This is a genomic window from Streptomyces deccanensis (assembly GCF_022385335.1).
Lineage (GTDB): Bacteria > Actinomycetota > Actinomycetes > Streptomycetales > Streptomycetaceae > Streptomyces > Streptomyces deccanensis.
Window position 1 is genome coordinate 5405976 of the sequence record NZ_CP092431.1, and the last position, 19494, is coordinate 5425469.

Consider the following 19494-nt stretch of genomic DNA (forward strand, 5'->3'; position numbering starts at 1 on the left):
TTGACATCAGTGTCAAGGTCAAGTCGGCGACTGACGAGGAGGAGCGAGGGATGAAGATCAGCGAGGCCGCCCAAAAGGTAGGAGCCCCGGCTCGGATGCTCCGCTACTACGAGCAGCAGGGGCTCATCGAGTCGTCGCGGTCGACCAACGGTTACCGCGACTACTCCGAGGACCAGGTCGAGCATGCACGTCACGTCCGGGCGCTCATCGAAGCCGGCCTGTCGACAAGGATGATCAAGATCGTGCTGGACATCGAGGCTCCCTCGGCCCAGGACGCAGCAGGCGCCTGTGCCCAGACCCTGGCAGAGGAGCTCGCTCGAGAGCTGCGCGTCGTCGAGAACAGGATCGTGTGCCTGGAGAAGAGCCGAGACGCGGTGATCGACTACCTCCGACGAACGGGCCACGCAGACCTGCTTACCCCAGCGTGACTCGCGACCCCCGGGGCCTGAGGGTGGAGGGGCATGGCCCCCCGATCTGCACCAGGGCATTCTCTCACTCTGGCCACCGCTGGTGTATCACTTCACGGACACTTTCATCCCGAACAGTTTCTCCGCGTTTCGGAACGCAATCTTTTCCTTGTCTTCTCGTGGCAAGTCGACTCCGCGGAACCAGTCGGTCTGCTCCTTTATGTCCGCGAACGGGTAGTCGGTTGCGAACATCACTCGATCCACACTTATGTACTTCAGCAGGAGATTGAGCAGTTCGGTCTGGGGGAATGCGCTGGTTGTGACCCAGAAGTTGTCCTGGAAGTATTGCCCGATGGGCTTCTCGAGCGAGTCTTTGGTCGGCTCGCCCATGTCATTGACGATCCGCTCGTAGTAGAAGGGAAGACCTTCGCCCATGTGGCCGATGATGATTTTCAGTTTGGGGAATCTGTCGAAAACCCCGTACGCGATCATCCGAATGCATTGGGTCAGCACCTCCTGGTGCCAGCCATATCCAGACCCGCTGAAAATGTAGTCCTGGTAGTCTTCCGTGTATGTGGACCGTGTGGTGCTGTAGTAGATCTTGAAGACCTCGTCGGCTGGATAGCCGGGATGCAGGTAGATCGGCACATCGAGAGCGACGGCACGTGCCAGCACAGGCTCGAAATCGGGATGATCGAGATACTTCTTCGCGATGTGTCCGTTGGTCAGTGCGCCCAAGAAGCCATCTTCCCGAACTGAGCGTTCCAGTTCGTCCGCCGCCGCCTCCGGGCTTCGCAAGGGCAAGGTGGCGAAAGCCTTGAAGCGGCCCGGATATTTGGCGATCGGCCCGTCCACAAGTTGCCGGTTGAGTCGATGAGCGAGGTCGATGCCCCTTTGCCCAGGGACATTCTGCACAGAGGGTGTGTGGGCAGAGAGGATCTGAACGTTGAGTCCCCCCGCATCCATATCGCCGATGCGGCGTCGGCCTAGATCCGAAAGACCAATCTCCTCAAGGAACGCTATGTGATCCTGATTGATGGAGTTCAGCTTCAACAACGTGGGAGTCGTAAAGGTCTCCTCCGTGCCGATGAAGGGCAGGTCCTGGTCCCGCCGTAAAATGTCCGAAGTCTTGTCCGAAGCATTGTCCGAAGTCTCGTTCTCGCTCACTTCCGAGACGATGGCGTGCGTGGACAAGCCGGCACCAATGCCAAGTGCCGTGCTGGCGGTGAGAAATCCTCGGCGTCCCATGGGTTTCATGTCAGTCCCTCTCTTCAGGCGTTTGTGTGGTGAGGTATCCGTGCGGCATCCGTCTGCGAGATGCTTCAGGGGGTCTTCGCGTCCTGCTCGCGCACCACGGCAGCGCCCGCCTCCTGCATATGGATTGCATCGCTTATCCGCATGCCTATTTCCTACCGAGCGAACCTGAGACGAACGTTAGAGAGCTGCTCACGCGCTCTGCCAAATGATCAGTTGCGGGAGCTTCTCGAGCCGTTGCTTGCACCGTGGCCGGATGAAGACGCCCGGCCCGCGGCCGGTGCCGGATCGGCAGTGCCTGCAGGACATCTTGTCGCTCCGCTGGACGACCAGCGCCGATATGTGCCCGCGTTGGCGGCTCGCTAGCTTCTGTCACTGCGGGAAGGCATCTGGCACTCGATGGCGGTCTGCGCCGATGACACCGTGGTGGGTCACATCATGTGGGGTCGTGATGAAGACGGCTCCTACTGGCTCGGGGGCATGGTGATCGATGGCACCGAACAGGGCCAGGGGGTCGGGCGCGCGGCCGTGAGAACCCTCATGAAGTGGCTGGCCCAACGTGAGGGCTGCCAGGAGCTTCGGCTGTCCTAGCACCCGGACAACGCCGTGGCCGCGAGTCTGTACGCCTCCGTGGGCTTCCAGCCGACGGCAGCCTCTTCGGGCGAAATCGTTGCCGGTCTGTCTTTGCTCGACGGCCGTTCGAAAGTCCCGGACTCTCCCAACGGCTTGTAGGCGTCCAGTCGGATCCCGCGAGGCCTCGGCTTCTTCCGCGGCTCCTGCCGGACCGACTCCAGCGCGGCCTTCACCGTGCGGAACCCGACTCCGTACTCACGCATCGGGGCCCGGTACGACATCCCCGCCTGGGCGTCAGGGCGCATCGCCGCGTACAAGTCGACCTTGGAGAGGTGCTGCAGGGCAAGGGCGGCTGATTGGCCCGTCAGGAGCAGTCGCGGACAGTTGCTCGAAATGTGCACATGAAGAGCGGAGAACACCCCAGTTGCGAGTCGGTGACGGGTCGTGTGGAAGTGTGCGTTCCGCGCGATCGTCGACCCATGCCCGAACGCACCGAGAAAACCCTCTCCGAGGGAGAGGATCTCCTCACCTCCGGTTGTCTCCTGCTGCTCGTACTGGTGGCGGACGCGGCGGCCGTGCTGGTGGTCTCCATCGTGCTCGTCGCCCGGGGGTGGAGCAGGAGGGGCACCGCCTCAGGGCAGACAGCGGCCAGCGCGCCGCCCGTGGACTGGGCACCGGTGCTGGGCTTCGGCGCCCTGACCCTGGTGGCCGCCGTAACGGCCTTACTGCTGCTGCGAATTGGGCACCAGGTCATCGGAACGGTGCAGGTAACCCTCTTCCTCCTCTTGGCGGCCTACACACTGGGGTCCTGGCCCTGACGGGCTACGGACGCCGGCGGTACGACTTGCTCACCCCTCACCCCTCACCCCCCTCACCGTCCACCGCGTCCGCTCGCGGCCTGTACCGCTCGGGAAAGTCGGGGTGGTCCAGGTAGGCAACCGCGAGATCGAGAAGGTCGTCGCAGGGCCAGAGCTCCCCGTCGTACTGACAGTCGTCGCGGTCGTCCCAGGGCCGCTCAGGATCCCCCTCGGCCGGACTGAGCACATGCCGCCCCAACACCCGCCGCTTGGCCTCGACTTCCCGCACCCCACGCACCTCGGCCCCACCCCCGGCCTGGCCGCAACGCCGGGCCAGTTCGGCTTCCTCGTCAAGGCGTGCGTTCAGGAACGCCTTGAGTTCATCGACCATGACGCCATCCTCGCCTGGAGGAGGCGTCCACGGCGGAGGCCCTGCGATCGGCTCAAGAATCTTCGGTCGCATCGCAATTCGGCGGAGGGGGAGACCCGTTCCAGTCCTGTCTCATCATCCAGGCCATGACCGGGACGCCGATCAGAGCGACAGGCGCGAACTGGAACGGTGCCGGGGTGAACACGACGCCGACCACGGACAAAGGGATCCCTATGGCCAATATCCTCAGCAGCGTGGGTGGACGACCGACCAGTCGCCGCACGACATCGCCGACCGTCTGCCTGCCATCTACGCGCTCGCGGCGCAGGCCTTTACGCCCCCCAGATCGCATGCCCGCATGATCCCAGCCGGGCAGGCCCGCACGGAAGACACAGCCACCGGCTCGGTTGGTCCGACTGAAGATCACGATCTACAGCTGGAGTACTGGGGACTCATGCGCGATCGAGGCTAGATGCGAACGAACCGGGCCGGGTCAGCCAGGTAGCGGTCGAGGTCCGGGTCTTCGTGGAGTGGCAGGTACTCGTCGTGGATCTGCCAGGCCGGGCCGAGTTCGGCGCGCAGGCGGCCGAGCGCTTGGCGTACCGCCTCGTTGAAGTCGTGGCACTCCGCTTCACGCCACGGCCCCGGGTGCGGGGGGTAGTCCCAGTTCAACGACGTATCGAAGCGTTCTATCAGCCCGCGCAGGCTGTCGTGGAGGTCGCGGCTGATCGGCAGTCGGTCCAGCTCGATCGCGTACCCCCACTCCTCCTTGTCCTCGGGTGTGGCTGCCCAAAGGACGACGCCTGATCCCGGGTCGAAGAAGAACCTCGCGGTGGGCATAGCGTCGACCTCTCGATACATCGGTTCAAGCGGCCACCACGGTACGCGACGACGTACCACTTCCTGCTGTTCTCGCAGATCACCACCTCGGCACAACGGAACGCGGCACGCTTCCCCGGTCGGCTACGTCGCCGATGTGGGCGGTTCGGTCAGTGCGGCGATGCACGTGGTGAGCAGGCGCCGCATCTCGTCCTGTTCGTCGGCGTCGAGACGGGCCAGCATGTCCTGCTCGACGCGGCGAACCGCGGCGCTGGCCGTCTTGAGCTGGCTGCGCCCGAGGGCGGTCAGTTCGGTGGGCAAGGCCCTGCCGACGGGTGCCTGTGCCGGGCGGACGACGAGCCCCTGACGTTCGAGTGCTTGCAGGAGCACGTTCATCGACTGCCGGGTGACGAAGGTGCCGCGGGCCAGCTCGGAGTTGGACAGGCCCGGGCGCTGGGCGAGCAGTTCCAGGCAGGAGTAGTGGGTGATGGTCATGCCCATCGGCTTCAGCACGGCCTCCAGCGCGGAGTGCAGGGCGCTCGCGGCCGCTTTCAGCATGTACCCCAGCGATGTGTCCAGCTCGATTCCGGGCTCGCCTTGACTCATGTCAGTAGTCTGACATACGGTGAGGCATGTCAGAAAACTGACATGCCATGCGATGAGGAGCTGTGGATCGTGGCTGTGACCGGACCCGATTTCATTTCACTGCAGGTGCGCGACCTGGAGCGCTCCGCCGCCTTCTACGAGCAGTACCTGGGGTTGAAGCGCTCCGACGCGGGACCGCCGCACGCTGTCGTGTTCGACACCAAGCCGATCGCCTTCGCCGTCCGCGACGTGGTCGAGGGCGTCGACCTGGACGCGATCGCGCAGCCGGGCCAGGGGATGGCGCTGTGGTTGCACGCTCCCGACGCGCAGGACATCCACGACTCTCTCGCCGCCGCCGGCGCGACGATCGTCTCGGCGCCCGTCGACGGGCCGTTCGGCCGCACGTTCACGTTCGCGGACCCCGACGGCTACCAGGTGACCCTCCACAGCCACGGCTGAGCCGGCCGGCTTCGGTGGTCTCTGGTGGCCGCACTCCGCACTCCGCACTCCAGAAGGGGTGCCGTTGGCGCCTGTGGCATCGCCAGCCCTTGCCTCATCTATCGAATCTCGATAGATTCCCATCGCGCTTCGATGGAAGGGTGAAGGGTGGGTCATGGGAAAGCTGACCGTGCGTGCGCTGCGCGCCGTGCTCGGGGTGGTGCTCCTCGGCACCGTGTTCGTGCAGGCATTGATGGTGTGGACATTGGTCAGCGGGAACGACCCGGAGGACGGCTCGCTCCCGCTGACCGCGCTACGGGTGATCACCACCCTTGGCATGGTGTCGGCCCAGGTCGCCCTGATCTGCGTATGGCGGCTGGTGACGATGGTGCGACGCGGAACCGTGTTCTCCCACGCCGCCTTCCGGTACGTGGACGGCGTGATCGGCGCGATCGTCGGGGCCGCCCTCCTGTGGTTCGTGGTCACGGCCGTCAACGCGCCCGGCCAGCGAGACGACCCGGGCGTCACCGTCATCATGGCCGGGGTCGGCGTGGCCATCCTGGGGGTCGCGCTCATCGTCCTCGTGCTGCGGATGCTGCTCGCCCAGGCCGTCGCGCGCGACGTCGAAGCGTCGCGGATGCGGGCTGAGTTGAACGAGGTGATCTGATGCCGATCACCGTCGACATCGACGTGATGCTGGCCAGACGGAAGATGTCCGTGGGCGAGCTCGCGGACCGCGTCGGCATCACCCCCGCCAACCTGGCGGTACTCAAGAACGGCCGCGCCAAGGCGGTGCGCTTCACGACACTCGCCGCGCTCTGCGAGGTGCTCCAGTGCCAGCCGGGCGACCTACTGCGCTGGGAGGCCGAGGGCGCCCCAGGCGAATGACGGGCACCCCGGGCCCGGGACCCCGCACCTTGGGCCCCGGACTCCGTGCCCCGGACCCCCGCCATGGCGACCTGGCGCCACCTCGGCATCGGCCCCCTTCGTCTCGCCGAGCGGAGCAGCATCGCCGTCGCCATCCGGCACGACGCCCGCGACGCCGACTGACCGCTCGCCCTCCTTGGACCCCCTGACTGCGAAAGCGGCGACACGCGACTACGTCGAGGCTGCTACTCCTCCCTCCCCCCGGCAGGTCGCTGTGAGGTCCGCCGGGAGGGCTCCCTGATGTGCCCCTGACCGAGCAGGCGCTACCTACGCCCGCCCGATGATCCGCGCCACCCCGGGCGAGGCCTGCACCGACTGGCGGCACTCCGGGGCCGTCGGCGGTGTCGGCTCGCCGTCGAGGGCGCGGCACAGTGCGGCGTGCAGGTGCTCGGCCTCGGCGAGGGTGAGGGTCAGTTCGGTGTCCGTGGTGTGCCCGTCGGCCACGGAGAGCCGGAGGGGTACGGCCAGGCGGTTGTCGTCGGTGCGGCGCACGGGGCGGCCGGGCGGCCGTTCGATGGTCCAGCTCATGACGTCGTCGCCTTTCCGATGCGCGTGAGGCGGTACGTGCCCCACAGCCGACGTCCGTCCTCGCAGCCGTCCTGCGCCTTGGGGGTGCCCTTGCAGCCGACGGCGCAGGTGCGGGTGTGCTCGAACCAGAGGCGGTAGGCGCGGAGCATGGGAAGTTCGGGGCGGACCGCGGCGGGGCGACCGTTCCGTCCGTGGGTCATCGGCACGCCTCCTCTGCCAACAGGGCGGCCCGGGCGCGTTGGCGCACTACGGGCGGCAGGAGGTAGGTGCCTACGAGGGTGCTGGTGATGTCGTCGGAGGAGATGGCGGGAACATCGCTCGGAGGCCATGGGAGGGCCCTTCGGCGACGCCGCGCGCTGATGAGGATCGCGGCCCACACCTCGGGGGAGGGATTGCGTGGGCAGGGGCTCTGGGGTGTGCGCGGCGCCCTGGGGGCGGCCGAGGCGGGGGTTGTCACGCCGTATGCGGGTTGGGGCGGTCCGAGGAGCACGCTCCTCACCCGAACGAGTGCGCGTGATACACAGTTCATCGTCGACTCCGTTGCAGTCGGCCGTGCCCCGGGAGGTTGCAGCCTCGCCGGGGTCTGGCGTTGTCAGGGCGGAGTCCACCATCCCGGCTTCGCAATACGGGGGGAAAGGAAAGTCCGGGGCAGGTCACTTCACGGCACCGGGAAACTTCTGTTCACGGTGTGCTGCCGTCTCGCTACGTTGGGTTCGGCATCGTGGAACGGGGGACTCATGTCGGCGCAGGAACAGGATCAGGATCGCGGCCGGGCCCAGCACCAACCGAATCTCACGTTGCGCCGACTCATGGCCGAGTACGGCTTCACCCGAGAAGGCCTGGCCGAAGCCGTGAACGAGGCGGCCGAGCGGGTCACCGGCGAGCCCGGCAACTGCAGCGCGCGCCTTGTCGGTTATTGGCTGAGCGGCCGGGTCTCCTGGATGAGGGAACGCAGTCGTGTTCCGCTGGAGGCGGTGTTCGGCCGTACCGCCGAAGAACTCGGTTTCCGGGCTCCCGCCTCACGGGGCGAGGGGGTTACCGTGCGGAGGAGAACCAGCACCCTGCCTCAGGATGTGCCCGTGCGACGCCGTCAGTTCATCATCGGCCTGACCGGAAGTCTGCTCGCCCTGCCGCCACTGCCGGAATCGGGGCGGCTCGGTGTGAGTGACGTGGACCGGGTCCAGGCCGCCGCCGCCAAGTTGCACCAGATCGACGACCTGCACGGGGGAGGGAGGCTGTCGGACATCGCGGCGAGGTACATCAAGTACGTCGAAGGCGCTGCCCGGCGGTGTACGTACGGCGGGAACGTGGAGGTCCGGCTTCATCGCGCGCTCGGTGAGATGGCCACCAGCGCAGGGTGGTTCGCGTTCGACGCCGGGCACCAGGACGAGGCCCGTCGATGGTGGGACACGGGATTGCGCTACGCCCTGCTGGGCCGGGACAAGCCGCTCCAGGCTCGGATCTGGTCGTCGATGTCGCACCAGGCCTGGCAGTTGGGGTACGGAAGCGAGGCTGTCTCGATCGCTCGCGCGGCACTGGAGGAGACCAGGGGACGACGGGACGGGCAACTGTCGTCATTGCTGCATTCGAGAGTGGCCCAGGGGCACGCTCTGCAAGGTGAGTCCGGTCGGTGTGCACGATCCCTGTTGCGGGTGGAGAAAGACTTCGACAGAGAGCCGGTGGAACCGCAGAGATGGCTGGCCTTCTACACCCCCGGCGAGCTGTCGGCCACGGCGGCGCTGTGCTTCATGGACTTAAGGCAGTACGACAACGCCGTCGGCGCGGCACGAATCGCTGCGTGCTGTGCAACCGGGCCCGTACCGGCGCAATCAACTCGCGTCCCACGTACGCCTTGGACGAGCGTTGTCGGCGGCGGGCGAGTTGGAGGAGGCTGTGGCGGTGGGAAACGCCGCACTCGCGCTGTTGCCGGAGGTGCACAGCCTGCGCGTCGGCGACCGGTTGAAGCAGTTGCGGGACGAACTGGTCGATCGTGCCGCACCCGACGCCATGGAATTCTCACGACGATACGAGGCGGTGGCCACATGACCGTAGACATGCTGACAACCAGCTACTACACCGGCGAACAGCTGGCGGAGATTCGCGGGACCCTGTTGGACGTGTACGCCGACGTGTACGCGGAGGACATCGCCACGAATCCCTTCTTCTCCATGGAGCGGTTCGAGGAGCGGTTGGAGGCTCATGTCGGGGCCGGTGGGTGGGGGTGTGTCGTCGCTGAAGTCGACGGTGAAGCCGGTGGCGAGGTGGGTGGTGAGGTGGGTGGTGGCGGTGGTGAAGTCGCCGGGTTCACCTACGGATTCACGGCACGAAACGACACCGCGACATTCAAGTTGTGCGAGAACATGCTTCGCGAGAAGTGGCGTAAGCGGGGGATTTCGCGGGTCATGCACGACGAGTTGATCGGGCAGCGGCGGGAGGCGCGTGCCGAGCTGCTGGTGCGGCGGGAGCGGCCGAGGCTGCGGGCCATGTACGAGACCTGGGGGTACGAGCCGGTGGGGGAGCAACTGCCCTTCCCCGACGCCCCGTTGTACGACGTCATGGTCCTCGCCCTGCGATCACGCTGACCAGCGCGAACACCTTGTAACAGCGGCTCCGTACTGCTTCACTGTGGCGACCTACGGGCCGTGCGGCAGGTCTCGGAGTCTCCGCTGCCGTCATGCCGTCATCCAGGAAGCGTGAGGCATGAAGGATTCAGCGCTGATCACAGCCGGCTTGCCCGTCGCGCTCGCCATCATCATGTTCGGTCTCGGGCTCTCGCTCACCACGGATGACTTCAGGCGTGTGGCCCGTTCCCCGAAGGCGGTCGTCTTCGCGCTGACCGTGCAGATCGTGGTGCTGCCGCTGCTCGCCTTCGGGCTGGTGGAGATGTTCGACGTGGACCCGCTGCTCGCCGTGGGCGTGATGCTGCTGGCCGCGTCCCCGGGCGGTACGACCGCCAATCTCTTCAGTCACCTGTTCCGCGGGGACGTGGCGTTCAACATCACCCTCACCGCCATCAATTCCGTGCTGGCGGCCGTCACCATCCCGCTCATCACCAACCTGGCCATCAGTCACTTCGATGCCGAGGGCGATCTGGGACTGCAGTTCGGGAAAGTGCTGCAGGTGATCGCCATCGTGCTCATCCCGGTCGGGCTCGGCATGCTCGTCAGGAAGCGCTCCCTGGAGTTCGCCGTCCGCGCGGACCGTCCGGTCCGTGTGTTCTCCATCGCCGTCCTGGTCGCGGTGTCCCTGGCGGCGCTGCTGGGAGAGCGGGAGAACCTCACGGACTACCTCCGCCAAGTCGGCCTGGTCACCGGCCTCTTCTGCCTCGCGAGCCTCTGCATCGGCTACGGCGGCGCCAGGGCCCTTCGCCTCAACGAGCCGCAGGCCGTCGCCAGCGCCATGGAAGTCGGGATCCACAACACCACGGTGGCCCTCACCATCGCACTGAGCATCCTCGACAGCACCGAGGTGGCGATCCCCAGCGCCGTCTACTCGGTGCTCATGTACATCCTGGCCACGGCTTTCGGCTACGCCATCACCCGGGGGCGGCGTGCAGAGAAGCCCTCGACGGTGGGTTGAGCCGACGGGGGCGTCGGCGAAGGCCACGCGCCGCCAGGGCTCGTTCGGTGCGGCGGATCACGGGCCGCCACCGGACAACAGCCCGACGCAGCCACTCTCGGCCACTATCGGCGACTCTCAGCCACTCTCGACGACGAACCCACTGGATCGATCACAAAACCGTGGGCGGACCAGCGGAAGTTCACATACCGTGTGGCTTCACGCCCTGAGACGGACGGAAGGAGGCGAGTGCCGTGCGGTTCACCCCTTTCCAGCGCTCCCTTTTCCGCTGTCCCGGCGTGCTTCATCAGTTCTGACCGGGAGCGCTCCAAGCAGCCTGTATCCCGGAGGAATCCATGACCGATCCGGTCATCCGCGCGCTCTCCGCGAGCGACGCCCATCTCTTCGACGCACTCCCCGACCCGCTGGGCGCCCGTGAAGGGCATCGACGTACCCGGTTCCGCCCCGACTGGAAGCGTGTCGCCCTGCGCGACGGCGAGGTCGTCGCACGCGGCGCGTGGTGGGGCGGACCCGACGACTCGGAGCCCGTCAACATCAACTGGTTCGACGTGGCCGAGGGCGAGGAGGAGGCGGGGGCCGAGCTCCTGCGCTCCGCTCCCTGGCAGGTCGAACTCGAGATCAACCTGCCTGGCGGCTGGCGGGACGAGCCCGACCTGCGCCCCGCCGCCGAGGCCCGCTTCGCCGCCGCGCGAGCCGCCGGGTACGAACCCCTGGTGGAACGCTTCCTGTACCGCTGGACCCCGGAGCGAGGTCTGCCCGAGCGGCCCGGACGCCTGCGCTTCCGTGCCGAACCCGACGACACCGTGTTCTTCGACGCGTTGCGCCGCATCCACTCCGTCACCCTGGACGCCCACGCGCTCAAGGCCATCGAGGAGGGCGGCCTCGACCAGGCCGCCCAGGAGGAACTCGACTTCTTCCACTGGTGCCCCTCCCCACGGGAGTGGTGGCAGCTCGCGCACACGCCGGAGGGCGACCTGGCCGGCATCCACATCCCGGCTCACAACCCCTCCGGACCGACCATCGGCTTCATCGGAGTCGTTCCGGAACAGCGCGGTCACGGCTACGCCTACGACCTCCTCGCGGAATGCACCCACTTCCTCGTCGAACAGGGCGCGGAGTTCATCAGCGGAGCGACGGACCGGGGCAACTTCCCCATGGCCGCGAACTTCGCCAAGGCCGGCTTCCCCGTCGTCAGCGAACGCGTCAACTTCCACCCGACGGGCGGCCGAACGGCCTAGCGAGAAGTGGCACGCGGTGAGCGGTCCGGCCAAGAACAGGTCCGGACCGCTTGTCAGTGCCGATGGCATGCACCGCACCGGTGTACTGACTAATCGTGTTGACCGCCCCGACAGGCAGTGCTGGAGTCGGCACGTGGACAGCATCCCCGCCAACCGGCGGCTCTGGAACCGGATCAGCAGCGCCTACCAGGACAGGCACGACCCGCGGATCGGCGCCGTACCCCGGCTGTGGGGCATGTACTCCCTCCCCGACGCGCACCTGAACGCCCTCGGCGACGTCACCGGCAAGCGCGTCCTCGAAGTCGGCTGCGGCGCGGGCCAGTGGTCCAGGGCGCTCGCCGCCGAGGGCGCCACCGTGGTCGGGCTCGACCTCTCCGAAGCCCAACTCGCCGCAGCGGCCCGCGCGATGGGCGCGCCCCGCTACCCGCTGGTGCAAGGCGCCGCCGAACAACTCCCCTTCGCCGACGACAGCTTCGACCTCGTGTTCTGCGACTTCGGGGGGCTCAGTTGGGCGCCCCCGCACCTGGCCGTCCCGCAGGCCGCACGCGTCCTGCGCCCAGGCGGGCGCCTGGTGTTCAACGTCGCCAGCCCATGGTTCGAAGCCTGCTACGACGAAGCCGCCGGCCGCGTGACCACGACGCTCCAGCAGGACTACTTCGGGCTGAACAGCATCGCCGAGGACGACGGCGCGACCAGCTATCAACTCACCTACGGCGACTGGGTCAGGGTCCTGCGCGGCGCGGGGCTCGTCATCGACGACCTCATCGAGCCGCGGCCCGCACGCGGAACACCCAACGGCTACAACGAAACCGACCCACCCGACTGGGCACACCGCTGGCCGGCGGAACTGCTCTGGGTGACCCACAAACCGTAAGTCCCGACTCGCCGCAGCGGCCCGCGCGATGGGCACGCCTCGATACATGGGGTCCCATGGGCATCCCAGGGCATTCCCAACGGCCCGTTTTCCGCAGGTCAGCAGGGGTGGGACCGTTCTGGTGCCGGGGATGGGGCGGTGGCTGTTGTGGCGGGTTCCGGTGTCATCCAAGCTCTGGGTGCCGCCCCGGCCGGGACGCGATGACGGACCCGGCAGCGCGAGCAACCTCTACCGACCCGAGAAGGAAGTCACCCACATGAACAGGAAGTTCTCCGCACGCCGTGGTTCGGGACTCCGCGCGGCCGCCACCGGCCTCGTCCTGGCTGTCGCACTCGGCGCGTCGGCGCAGCTGCCGGCGCAGGCGTCCGCCCACGCCTCGACGAAGGCGCCCACCGCGGTCGCGTCGAAGCCGGCTGCCGCCGCGCCGAAGTCGGTCACCGGCACGCCCGGCAACGTGGTGACCCGCGTCGCCGACTTCTACGGCGCGTACATCGACGCGAAGGGCGACTACGCCGACCCGGACGCCGCACTCGCCACGGCGCTCCGCAAGCACTACCTGACGCCCGACTTCGCCAAGCGGCTGGCGGCCTGGGAGAAGAAGAACGGGGCGGACGGCGTCCTGCGCGCCCAGAACGTCCCGGTGCGGTGGACGGTGACCGACAACGGCAGCATGGGGCACAGCCACGAGGTCGCGGTCACCCTGACCTACGGCAGCGGGAGGACGACGCAGAAGATCAAGCTCTTCGTCCTGGTGGAGCGGTACGACCGCGTCGCCGACATCGCGACCAGGAGCGCCCGTTGAGCGCCCATTGAACGCCGCCCATTGAACGCCGCCCATTGAACGCCGCCCATTGAACGCCGCCCATTGAACGCCGCCCACTGAGCGCCGCCCACTGAGCGCCCACTGACGTCGGAGCCGGCACGCCCCGCCCCTTCCCCTGTCGTCCTTCCGGCCGTGGCGGAACCAACCTCGTTCACCTGCACGTGCAGTGCAGTGCAGTGTCAGCAGGGCCCGGGATGGGGAATCGCGGGCGGACGACAGGGGAACGATGCCGGTTCGGGACGACGCGGGGGAGTTCGCGGCGAAGCTGCGTCGGCTCAAGGACAGCACCGACCTGAGTTACGGCGCCCTCGCCCGCGAGCTCGACATGAACGTCTCCACGCTGCACCGGTACTGCGCGGGCGAGGGCGTGCCGCAGGACTTCTCACCCGTCGAACGGCTCGCGACCTTCTGCGGGGCGACACCGCAGGAGCGGCTCGAACTGCACCGGCTGTGGCTGTCGGCGGTCGCGGCCCGCCAGCGGGTGCGTACGGCCGATTCCCCGGACCCCGCGATTCCGGCACCCGCACCACACGTGGACGCGGGCGCGGGCGGGGGCAGGGACGCGGACGCAGAGGAGGATGGAGGCAGCGACCGAAAAGGCGCCGGCGATGTCGACGGCGACAGCGGCCGCGACGCCGACGGGCCCGGGCCCACGAAACGCCGTCGACGGGTCCACGCGTCCCCCCTCGCCGCCTGCGCCTCCGCCCTGCTCGTCATCACCGTCGCGAGTCTGTACGCCCTCTCGGACGACCGCAGCTCCGAGGTGGATCCCTCCCGCTCAGCGAGCCCCCGTACGCCAGCCGTCGGCGCCCCCGGCGGTTCGGCGAAACCGCGGACCCCCCGGCCGTCGGAGACAGCACCCGCCGACCTCCCCCTCACCTGGACCGTGGACTCCCTGGCCTGGGACAAGGGTTGCGACCACGACTACGTCATCGACAAGCCGCCCGCCGAAGTACCCCCGCCGCCGGTCGAACAGGACGCCGGGGTGTGGGTGGCGGCGCAGAGCGCGGTGCACGGGCGGCACACGAAGGTGCGGATCACGGTGCAGGGGCGGTCGTCCACGGCGGTGGTCCTGGACGCGCTCCACGTCCGCGTCGTCAGCCGAGGCACCCCGGGCCGCGGCGGGACCGCGTACGCCATGGGCCAGGGCTGCGGCAGCGAGCTCACGCCCCGCCGCTTCGCCGTGGACCTCGACGCGGACCACCCCGTCGCCGAGCCGCAGGACGGCGAGGACGCTGCCGACGGCGGTCGTGTGATCCCGGCCGTGCGCTTCCCGTACCGGGTCTCCGCCGAGGACCCCGAGGTGCTGGAGGTCGACGCGACGACACAGAACCACGACGCCCGCTGGTACCTCGAACTCGACTGGTCCTCCCAGGGCCGCACCGGCACGATCCGCGTCGACGACCACGGCAGCCCGTTCCACACCACCGGCATCGAGGGAATGCCGCACTACTGGTACGGCACGGACGACGCGGGAAGGCGGGCCTGGGTCCCTCTCGACAGCCACTAGCGAGACCCCGACCGCGCGAGACCCCGACCGCGCGAGACCCCGACCGCGCGCGAGAGGCCGGACCCGCGCAGGAGAGGCGGAACCGCGCAGGAGAGGCCGGACACGACAAAGGCAAGGAGGTCACCGCTCTCCTTGCCACTCTCAACGTATAGCGCACCGGGGGGCTTGCGGCAAGGCCCCCGTGGTGCCGCAGAATCTCCGGCCTGAGCCTGAATCGACGAAAACCGGGGGCGCTTCGATGCGTGTGCTGTTGGCGAACTACGACTCGCGCGGGGGCGTCGAGCCGCTGGTGGGGCTCGCGGTCCGGCTGCGCGAGCTCGGCGCGGAGGTGCGGGTGTGCGCGCCGCCGGACGAGGAGTTCGCGCGGCGGCTGGCCGGGGTCGGCGTACCGCTGGTGGCGTTCGGCCGCCCCGTACGCGCGCTGATGACGGCGGCCGTGCCGCCGACGGCGGGCGGCGTGCCCCGGCGTGCGGCCGAGTTGCTCGCGGAGTTCGACAGGGTCGCCGAGACGGCCGTGGGCTGCGACGTACTGGTGGCGACCGGCCTGCTCCCCGCCGCGGCCTGTGTGCGGTCGGTGGCCGACAAGCTGGGCGTCCCGTACGTGTACGCGAGCTTCCAGTCCGTCTCCCTGCCCTCGTCCCACCATCCGCCGATGGCCCGGCCGGGGCGGCCGCTGCCGACGGACACGACCGACAACCGCGCCCTCTGGGAGTTCGACGCCCGGAGCGCGGACGACCTGTTCGGCGAGGTGATCAACACCCACCGGGCGTCGGTCGGCCTGCCACCGGTGGCGCACGTCCGCGACCACGTCTTCACCGACCGGCCATGGCTGGCGACGGATCCGGTGCTGGATCCGTGGAGGCCGTCGCCGTCGGAGGCCACTGCGCAGGGCACCCCGCAGGAACTCTCACCCCCCGGCCCCGGCGTCGTGCAGACGGGTACCTGGATCGTGCCGGACGAGCGACCGCTCGCGGCCGATCTGACGGCCTTCCTGGACGCGGGCGCGCCACCGGTCTACGTCGGCTTCGGCAGCATCGCCATCGGCGCCTCCGAGGACGTCGCCCGAGCCTCCGTCGAGGCGATCCGCGCCCACGGCCGCCGCGCGATCCTCTCCCGGGGCTGGGCCGAACTGGCCCTCCTGGACGACCAGCGAGACCGTGACGACTGCTTCGTCGTCGGCGAGGCCAACCACCACGCGCTGTTCCGCCGTGTCGCCGCCGTCGTCCACCACGGCGGCGCGGGTACGACGACGACGGCGACCTGGGCGGGAGCGCCCCAGGTGGTGGTGCCCCAGGGCGCGGACCAGCCGTACTTCGCGGGCCGGGTGGCCGACCTGGGCATCGGTGTGGCCCACGACGGCCCGACCCCGTCGTTCGAGTCCCTGTCGGCCGCACTGAAGGCGGCCCTGGCGCCGGAGACGGCGGCGCGGGCGGCCGAGGTGGCCGGGAAGGTCCAGCCGGACGGGGCGACGCGGGCGGCGAGGCTGCTGTTCGACACGTACGGCGGGGAGCGGCCCCCGGTGCGGGCCTGAGCCGGCTCGCGAGCCGGGCCTGCACAGAGCCCGAGCCCGGCTCAGCGCACGCCGACCAGAACCCGCACGGCCCTCAGACCACGACGTCCGGCCCTCAGACCACGACGTCCGGCCCTCAGACCACGACGCACCCCCGAAGCGACGCCCCCACACTCGGAGCACGCGGACACATGACGTTCGGAGCCCATCAGATGAACCCCCCGACCACCCACAGCCACCCCAACCCCAACCCCAACCCCCGCCCCCACACCGACCCCAGCGCCTTCCGCCTCCCCGAGCGACTCGCCGCGAAAGCCGACCCCGCCCTCCTCTCCACCGACGAGCGGCACTTCGCCGCCCTCTCCACCTGCCTCGCCCAGTCGATCGCCGAGGTCTCCGCCCAGCTCGACGCCGAACGGCGGGCCCCCGGCGGCCTCGGCCGGCACGCCATGGACCGTGACACGGAGATCCACCGCCTGACCGCCCGGCTGCGTACCCTGCGCCGCTTCGGCCTGGACCTGTGCCTCGGCCGCATGGTGACGGAGGACGACCCGGAGACCCCCGTCTACATCGGCCGCCTGGGGCTCACCGACAGCACCACGGGCCGCCGACTGCTGGTCGACTGGCGTTCGCCCGCCGCCGAACCTTTCTTCGGCGCGACCCACGCCAACCCGATGGGCCTCACCAGCCGCCGCCGCTACCGCTGGACCGACGGCCGTATCACCGACTACTGGGACGAGATCTTCTCCTGGTCCGAACTCGACAGCCTCACCGACAGCCACGACCACGACCACGACCCCAGCCAGGACCCCAGCCAGGACCCCAGCAGCAGCCAGGACCCCAGCCGTCGCCCCCACCACCACACGGCCGCCCTCGACGACCAGTCCGCGTTCATCGCGAGCCTCGGCACCAACAGGTCGGAGCGCATGCGGGACGTCCTCGGCACCATCCAGGCCGACCAGGACGCCATCATCCGCGCGAGTTCACGGGGCGCGCTGGTCGTGGACGGCGGCCCCGGCACCGGCAAGACGGTCGTCGCCCTGCACCGGTCCGCGTACCTCCTCCACTCCGACCCCCGGCTGGGCCACCGCCGGGGCGGCGTCCTCTTCGTCGGCCCGCACCGCCCGTACCTCTCCTACGTCGCCGACGTCCTGCCCAGCCTCGGCGAGGAGGGCGTGCAGACGTGCATCCTGCGGGACCTGGTCGAGGAGGGGACGGCGGCCGGCGTCGAGCCCGACCCGGAGGTGGCCCGCCTGAAGGCGTCGGCGGCGCTGGTGGGCGGGATCGAGAAGGCCGTCCGTTTCTACGAGGAGCCGCCCACCGAGGGCATGACGGTCACGACCCCCTGGTCCGACATCAGGCTGAGCCCCGCCGACTGGACGGCGGCCTTCGACGCGGCCGAACCGGGCACCCCGCACAACGAGGCCCGCCACCAGGTCTGGGAGGAACTGCTCACGATCCTGACGGACAAGCACGAGGCGGCAGCCGCCGCCGATCCCGCCGGGGACCCCGAGGCCGATGCGGCCGTACCACCCGCCCTCCTGCGCAGGGCCCTCCTCCAGAACCGGGACCTGGTCACCACCTTCAACCGGGCCTGGCCGCTCCTGGAGGCGGCGGACCTGGTGGGGGACCTGTGGACGGTACCGGCGTACCTGCGGCTGTGCGCCCCCTGGCTGACCCGTGACGAAGTACGACGCCTCCAGCGCGAGGACCCCCGGGCCTGGACGACCTCCGACCTCCCCCTCCTCGACGCGGCCCGCGGCCGCCTCGGCGACCCGGAGACGGCCCGCCGCAAGCGCCGTCACGCCGCGACCCTCGCCGCCCAGCGCGAGCGCATGACCCAGGTCGTGGACAACCTCATCGAGGCGGTCGCCAACTCCGGTGCCGACGGTGATGACGGCGAGGGCCTGGTGACGATGCTGCGCGGCGAGGACGCCCAGGTGAGCCTGGTCGACGACTCCGAACTCCACACCGCAGACCCGGACTTGCTGGCGGGCCCCTTCGCCCACATCGTCGTGGACGAGGCGCAGGAACTGACGGACGCGGAGTGGCAGATGCTGCTGCGGCGCTGCCCGTCCCGCAGCTTCACGATCGTCGGCGACCGCGCGCAGGCCCGGCACGGCTTCACGGAGTCCTGGCAGGACCGTCTGAACCGGGTGGGCCTGGACCGCATCACGCAGTCCTCCCTCACCATCAACTACCGCACGCCGGAAGAGATCATGACGGAGGCGGAGCCGGTGATCCGCGCCGCGCTCCCCGACGCGAACGTCCCGACGTCCATCCGCAGCAACGGCGTCCCGGTCGAACGCACCACCACATCCGACCCGATCGCGACCCTGCGCTCGGCCCTGGACTCCTGGCTGTCCACTCACCCCGACGGGACCGCGTGCGTGATCACCGCGCCGGGCTCCGCGCCCCGTGTCGCGCCCCGTGTCCCCGCGACACCGCGCGTCCGTGTGCTGACCCCCGAACTCTCGAAGGGCCTCGAGTTCGACCTCGTCGTCCTCGTCGACCCGGAATCCTTCGGCGAGGGCATCGAGGGAGCGGTGGACCACTACGTCGCGATGACCCGTGCGACCCAGCGGCTGGTGATCCTCACGACCACCTGATCCCGACGATCCCGACGACCCACGATCCCGACCTTCATCCGCCGCGGGCGGCCCCCTCCGGCCACACGACGTCCACGGGAATCCCGGCCGCCCGCGCCGCGAGCACGGCATCGGCGGTGCCGCCGCCCTTGCCGGTGGGCGGCGCGCCGTCCCATACGGCCACGAGACGGTCGGCCCGTTCGATCAGTACGGCATTGGCGGCCTCGTACGCCTCCCGGTCGGCCGTCTCGTGGGGAAGCGCGACGACCTCCTCGGCGGCCGCCAGGAGCCGGTCGTACGAGGCCCCGTGCTCCGGCTCGACGGTGCCGCGCCGATAGTCTCGCGAGGGCACGACGACGACCAACCTCCCGCCGAGGCCGAGCACGGCCTCGGCGAAGATCGTGTCGGCCCCCTTGGCGATACAGGACACCCCGACGAGCGTCCCGCCCTCCTCGACGCACCCCCTGAGCAACCCGTCCAGCGCCCCCCGCACCAGCGGAACAGCCCCCTCACTCAGATCCAGGTGCCCGGTCACAGCGATGGTCACCACGGCGGCCCCCACCCTTCGAGTCGACGTCAGGGCGCGGATCGTATGCGATGAACGGCGGACCGTCGATCACCGCGGCGGCCTGAAATCATGGGCGCGTCATGTTCGTTCGCCCGTGAGGTGATTT

The 19494-nt window shown here is 69.2% G+C and carries 20 protein-coding genes and 1 pseudogene; 14 read left to right on the forward strand and 7 right to left on the reverse strand.

The window, feature by feature from the left end; all coding sequences use genetic code 11:
- The first annotated feature begins 50 nt into the window (after positions 1-50).
- The gene (locus tag L3078_RS24060) at positions 51-428 is read left to right on the forward strand and encodes a MerR family transcriptional regulator (RefSeq protein ID WP_239756029.1); all 378 of its coding nucleotides are present in this window, start codon (positions 51-53) and stop codon (positions 426-428) included.
- Positions 429-515: 87 nt separating this feature from the next.
- Here the strand turns inward: L3078_RS24060 and L3078_RS24065 are convergent, their stop codons facing one another.
- Positions 516-1664 carry an amidohydrolase family protein gene (locus L3078_RS24065; protein ID WP_239756030.1) on the reverse strand — a complete coding sequence of 383 codons (1149 nt, stop codon included), beginning with the start codon at positions 1662-1664 and terminating at the stop codon, positions 516-518.
- 291 nt (positions 1665-1955) lie between these two features.
- Here L3078_RS24065 and L3078_RS24070 point away from each other — a divergent pair.
- Both L3078_RS24070 and L3078_RS24075 read left to right on the forward strand, forming a co-directional pair.
- Positions 1956-2393: pseudogene (locus L3078_RS24070) on the forward strand (GNAT family N-acetyltransferase).
- 320 nt (positions 2394-2713) lie between these two features.
- The gene (locus L3078_RS24075; protein ID WP_239756031.1) at positions 2714-3052 is read left to right on the forward strand and encodes an inner-membrane translocator; all 339 of its coding nucleotides are present in this window, start codon (positions 2714-2716) and stop codon (positions 3050-3052) included.
- 37 nt (positions 3053-3089) lie between these two features.
- Here the strand turns inward: L3078_RS24075 and L3078_RS24080 are convergent, their stop codons facing one another.
- The 3 genes from L3078_RS24080 to L3078_RS24090 form a co-directional block, all read right to left on the reverse strand.
- Complete coding sequence (locus L3078_RS24080) at positions 3090-3422, reverse strand: DUF6221 family protein (RefSeq protein WP_239756032.1); 333 nt, start codon at positions 3420-3422, stop codon at positions 3090-3092.
- Positions 3423-3869: 447 nt separating this feature from the next.
- Positions 3870-4241 (reverse strand): hypothetical protein, encoded by a 372-nt coding sequence (locus tag L3078_RS24085; protein WP_239756033.1) that lies wholly within the window; start codon positions 4239-4241, stop codon positions 3870-3872.
- A 123-nt stretch (positions 4242-4364) separates the two neighbouring features.
- The gene (locus tag L3078_RS24090) at positions 4365-4826 is read right to left on the reverse strand and encodes a MarR family winged helix-turn-helix transcriptional regulator (RefSeq protein ID WP_239756034.1); all 462 of its coding nucleotides are present in this window, start codon (positions 4824-4826) and stop codon (positions 4365-4367) included.
- Between the two features lie 69 nt (positions 4827-4895).
- Between L3078_RS24090 and L3078_RS24095 the strand changes: the two genes are divergently transcribed.
- The 3 genes from L3078_RS24095 to L3078_RS24105 all read left to right on the forward strand — a co-directional run bounded on the left by L3078_RS24095 (position 4896) and on the right by L3078_RS24105 (position 6131).
- Positions 4896-5264: a VOC family protein gene (locus L3078_RS24095; protein ID WP_239756035.1), complete on the forward strand. Its 369-nt coding sequence runs from the start codon at positions 4896-4898 to the stop codon at positions 5262-5264.
- Positions 5265-5418: 154 nt separating this feature from the next.
- A complete protein-coding gene (locus tag L3078_RS24100) occupies positions 5419-5910 on the forward strand; it encodes a DUF2975 domain-containing protein (protein WP_239756036.1) in 492 nt (163 codons plus the stop codon).
- Positions 5910-6131 carry a helix-turn-helix domain-containing protein gene (locus L3078_RS24105; protein ID WP_239756037.1) on the forward strand — a complete coding sequence of 74 codons (222 nt, stop codon included), beginning with the start codon at positions 5910-5912 and terminating at the stop codon, positions 6129-6131. The genes L3078_RS24100 and L3078_RS24105 overlap by 1 nt, the downstream gene beginning before the upstream one ends.
- 306 nt (positions 6132-6437) lie before the next feature.
- Here L3078_RS24105 and L3078_RS24110 read toward each other — a convergent pair whose 3' ends face one another.
- Together L3078_RS24110 and L3078_RS24115 are read right to left on the reverse strand one after the other, a co-directional pair.
- A complete protein-coding gene (locus L3078_RS24110; RefSeq protein WP_239756038.1) occupies positions 6438-6698 on the reverse strand; it encodes a hypothetical protein in 261 nt (86 codons plus the stop codon).
- Positions 6695-6898 carry a hypothetical protein gene (locus L3078_RS24115; RefSeq protein WP_239756039.1) on the reverse strand — a complete coding sequence of 68 codons (204 nt, stop codon included), beginning with the start codon at positions 6896-6898 and terminating at the stop codon, positions 6695-6697. Before L3078_RS24115 ends, L3078_RS24110 begins: the two co-directional genes overlap by 4 nt.
- A gap of 537 nt (positions 6899-7435) precedes the next feature.
- On the opposite strand from L3078_RS24115, the gene L3078_RS24120 reads away from it, so the two are divergent.
- The 8 genes from L3078_RS24120 to helR all read left to right on the forward strand — a co-directional run bounded on the left by L3078_RS24120 (position 7436) and on the right by helR (position 18841).
- Positions 7436-9280, forward strand: coding sequence for an NsdA family TPR-like regulatory protein (locus L3078_RS24120; RefSeq protein ID WP_239756040.1), 1845 nt, complete (start codon positions 7436-7438; stop codon positions 9278-9280).
- Positions 9281-9398: 118 nt separating this feature from the next.
- On the forward strand, positions 9399-10277 hold the full coding sequence (locus L3078_RS24125; protein ID WP_239756041.1) for a bile acid:sodium symporter family protein: 879 nt from the start codon (positions 9399-9401) through the stop codon (positions 10275-10277).
- Positions 10278-10612: 335 nt separating this feature from the next.
- On the forward strand, positions 10613-11515 hold the full coding sequence (locus L3078_RS24130) for a GNAT family N-acetyltransferase (RefSeq protein WP_239756042.1): 903 nt from the start codon (positions 10613-10615) through the stop codon (positions 11513-11515).
- A gap of 133 nt (positions 11516-11648) precedes the next feature.
- A complete protein-coding gene (locus L3078_RS24135) occupies positions 11649-12389 on the forward strand; it encodes a class I SAM-dependent methyltransferase (protein ID WP_239756043.1) in 741 nt (246 codons plus the stop codon).
- Positions 12390-12645: 256 nt separating this feature from the next.
- Positions 12646-13191 (forward strand): hypothetical protein, encoded by a 546-nt coding sequence (locus tag L3078_RS24140; RefSeq protein ID WP_239756044.1) that lies wholly within the window; start codon positions 12646-12648, stop codon positions 13189-13191.
- Positions 13192-13438: 247 nt separating this feature from the next.
- Positions 13439-14722: a helix-turn-helix domain-containing protein gene (locus L3078_RS24145; RefSeq protein WP_239756045.1), complete on the forward strand. Its 1284-nt coding sequence runs from the start codon at positions 13439-13441 to the stop codon at positions 14720-14722.
- Between the two features lie 238 nt (positions 14723-14960).
- Positions 14961-16253, forward strand: coding sequence for a glycosyltransferase (locus L3078_RS24150; protein ID WP_239756046.1), 1293 nt, complete (start codon positions 14961-14963; stop codon positions 16251-16253).
- Between the two features lie 191 nt (positions 16254-16444).
- Positions 16445-18841: an RNA polymerase recycling motor ATPase HelR gene (helR, locus tag L3078_RS24155; protein WP_239756047.1), complete on the forward strand. Its 2397-nt coding sequence runs from the start codon at positions 16445-16447 to the stop codon at positions 18839-18841.
- Positions 18842-18875: 34 nt separating this feature from the next.
- Here the strand turns inward: helR and L3078_RS24160 are convergent, their stop codons facing one another.
- Positions 18876-19370, reverse strand: coding sequence for a hypothetical protein (locus tag L3078_RS24160; protein ID WP_239756048.1), 495 nt, complete (start codon positions 19368-19370; stop codon positions 18876-18878).
- Between the last annotated feature and the right edge of the window lie 124 nt (positions 19371-19494).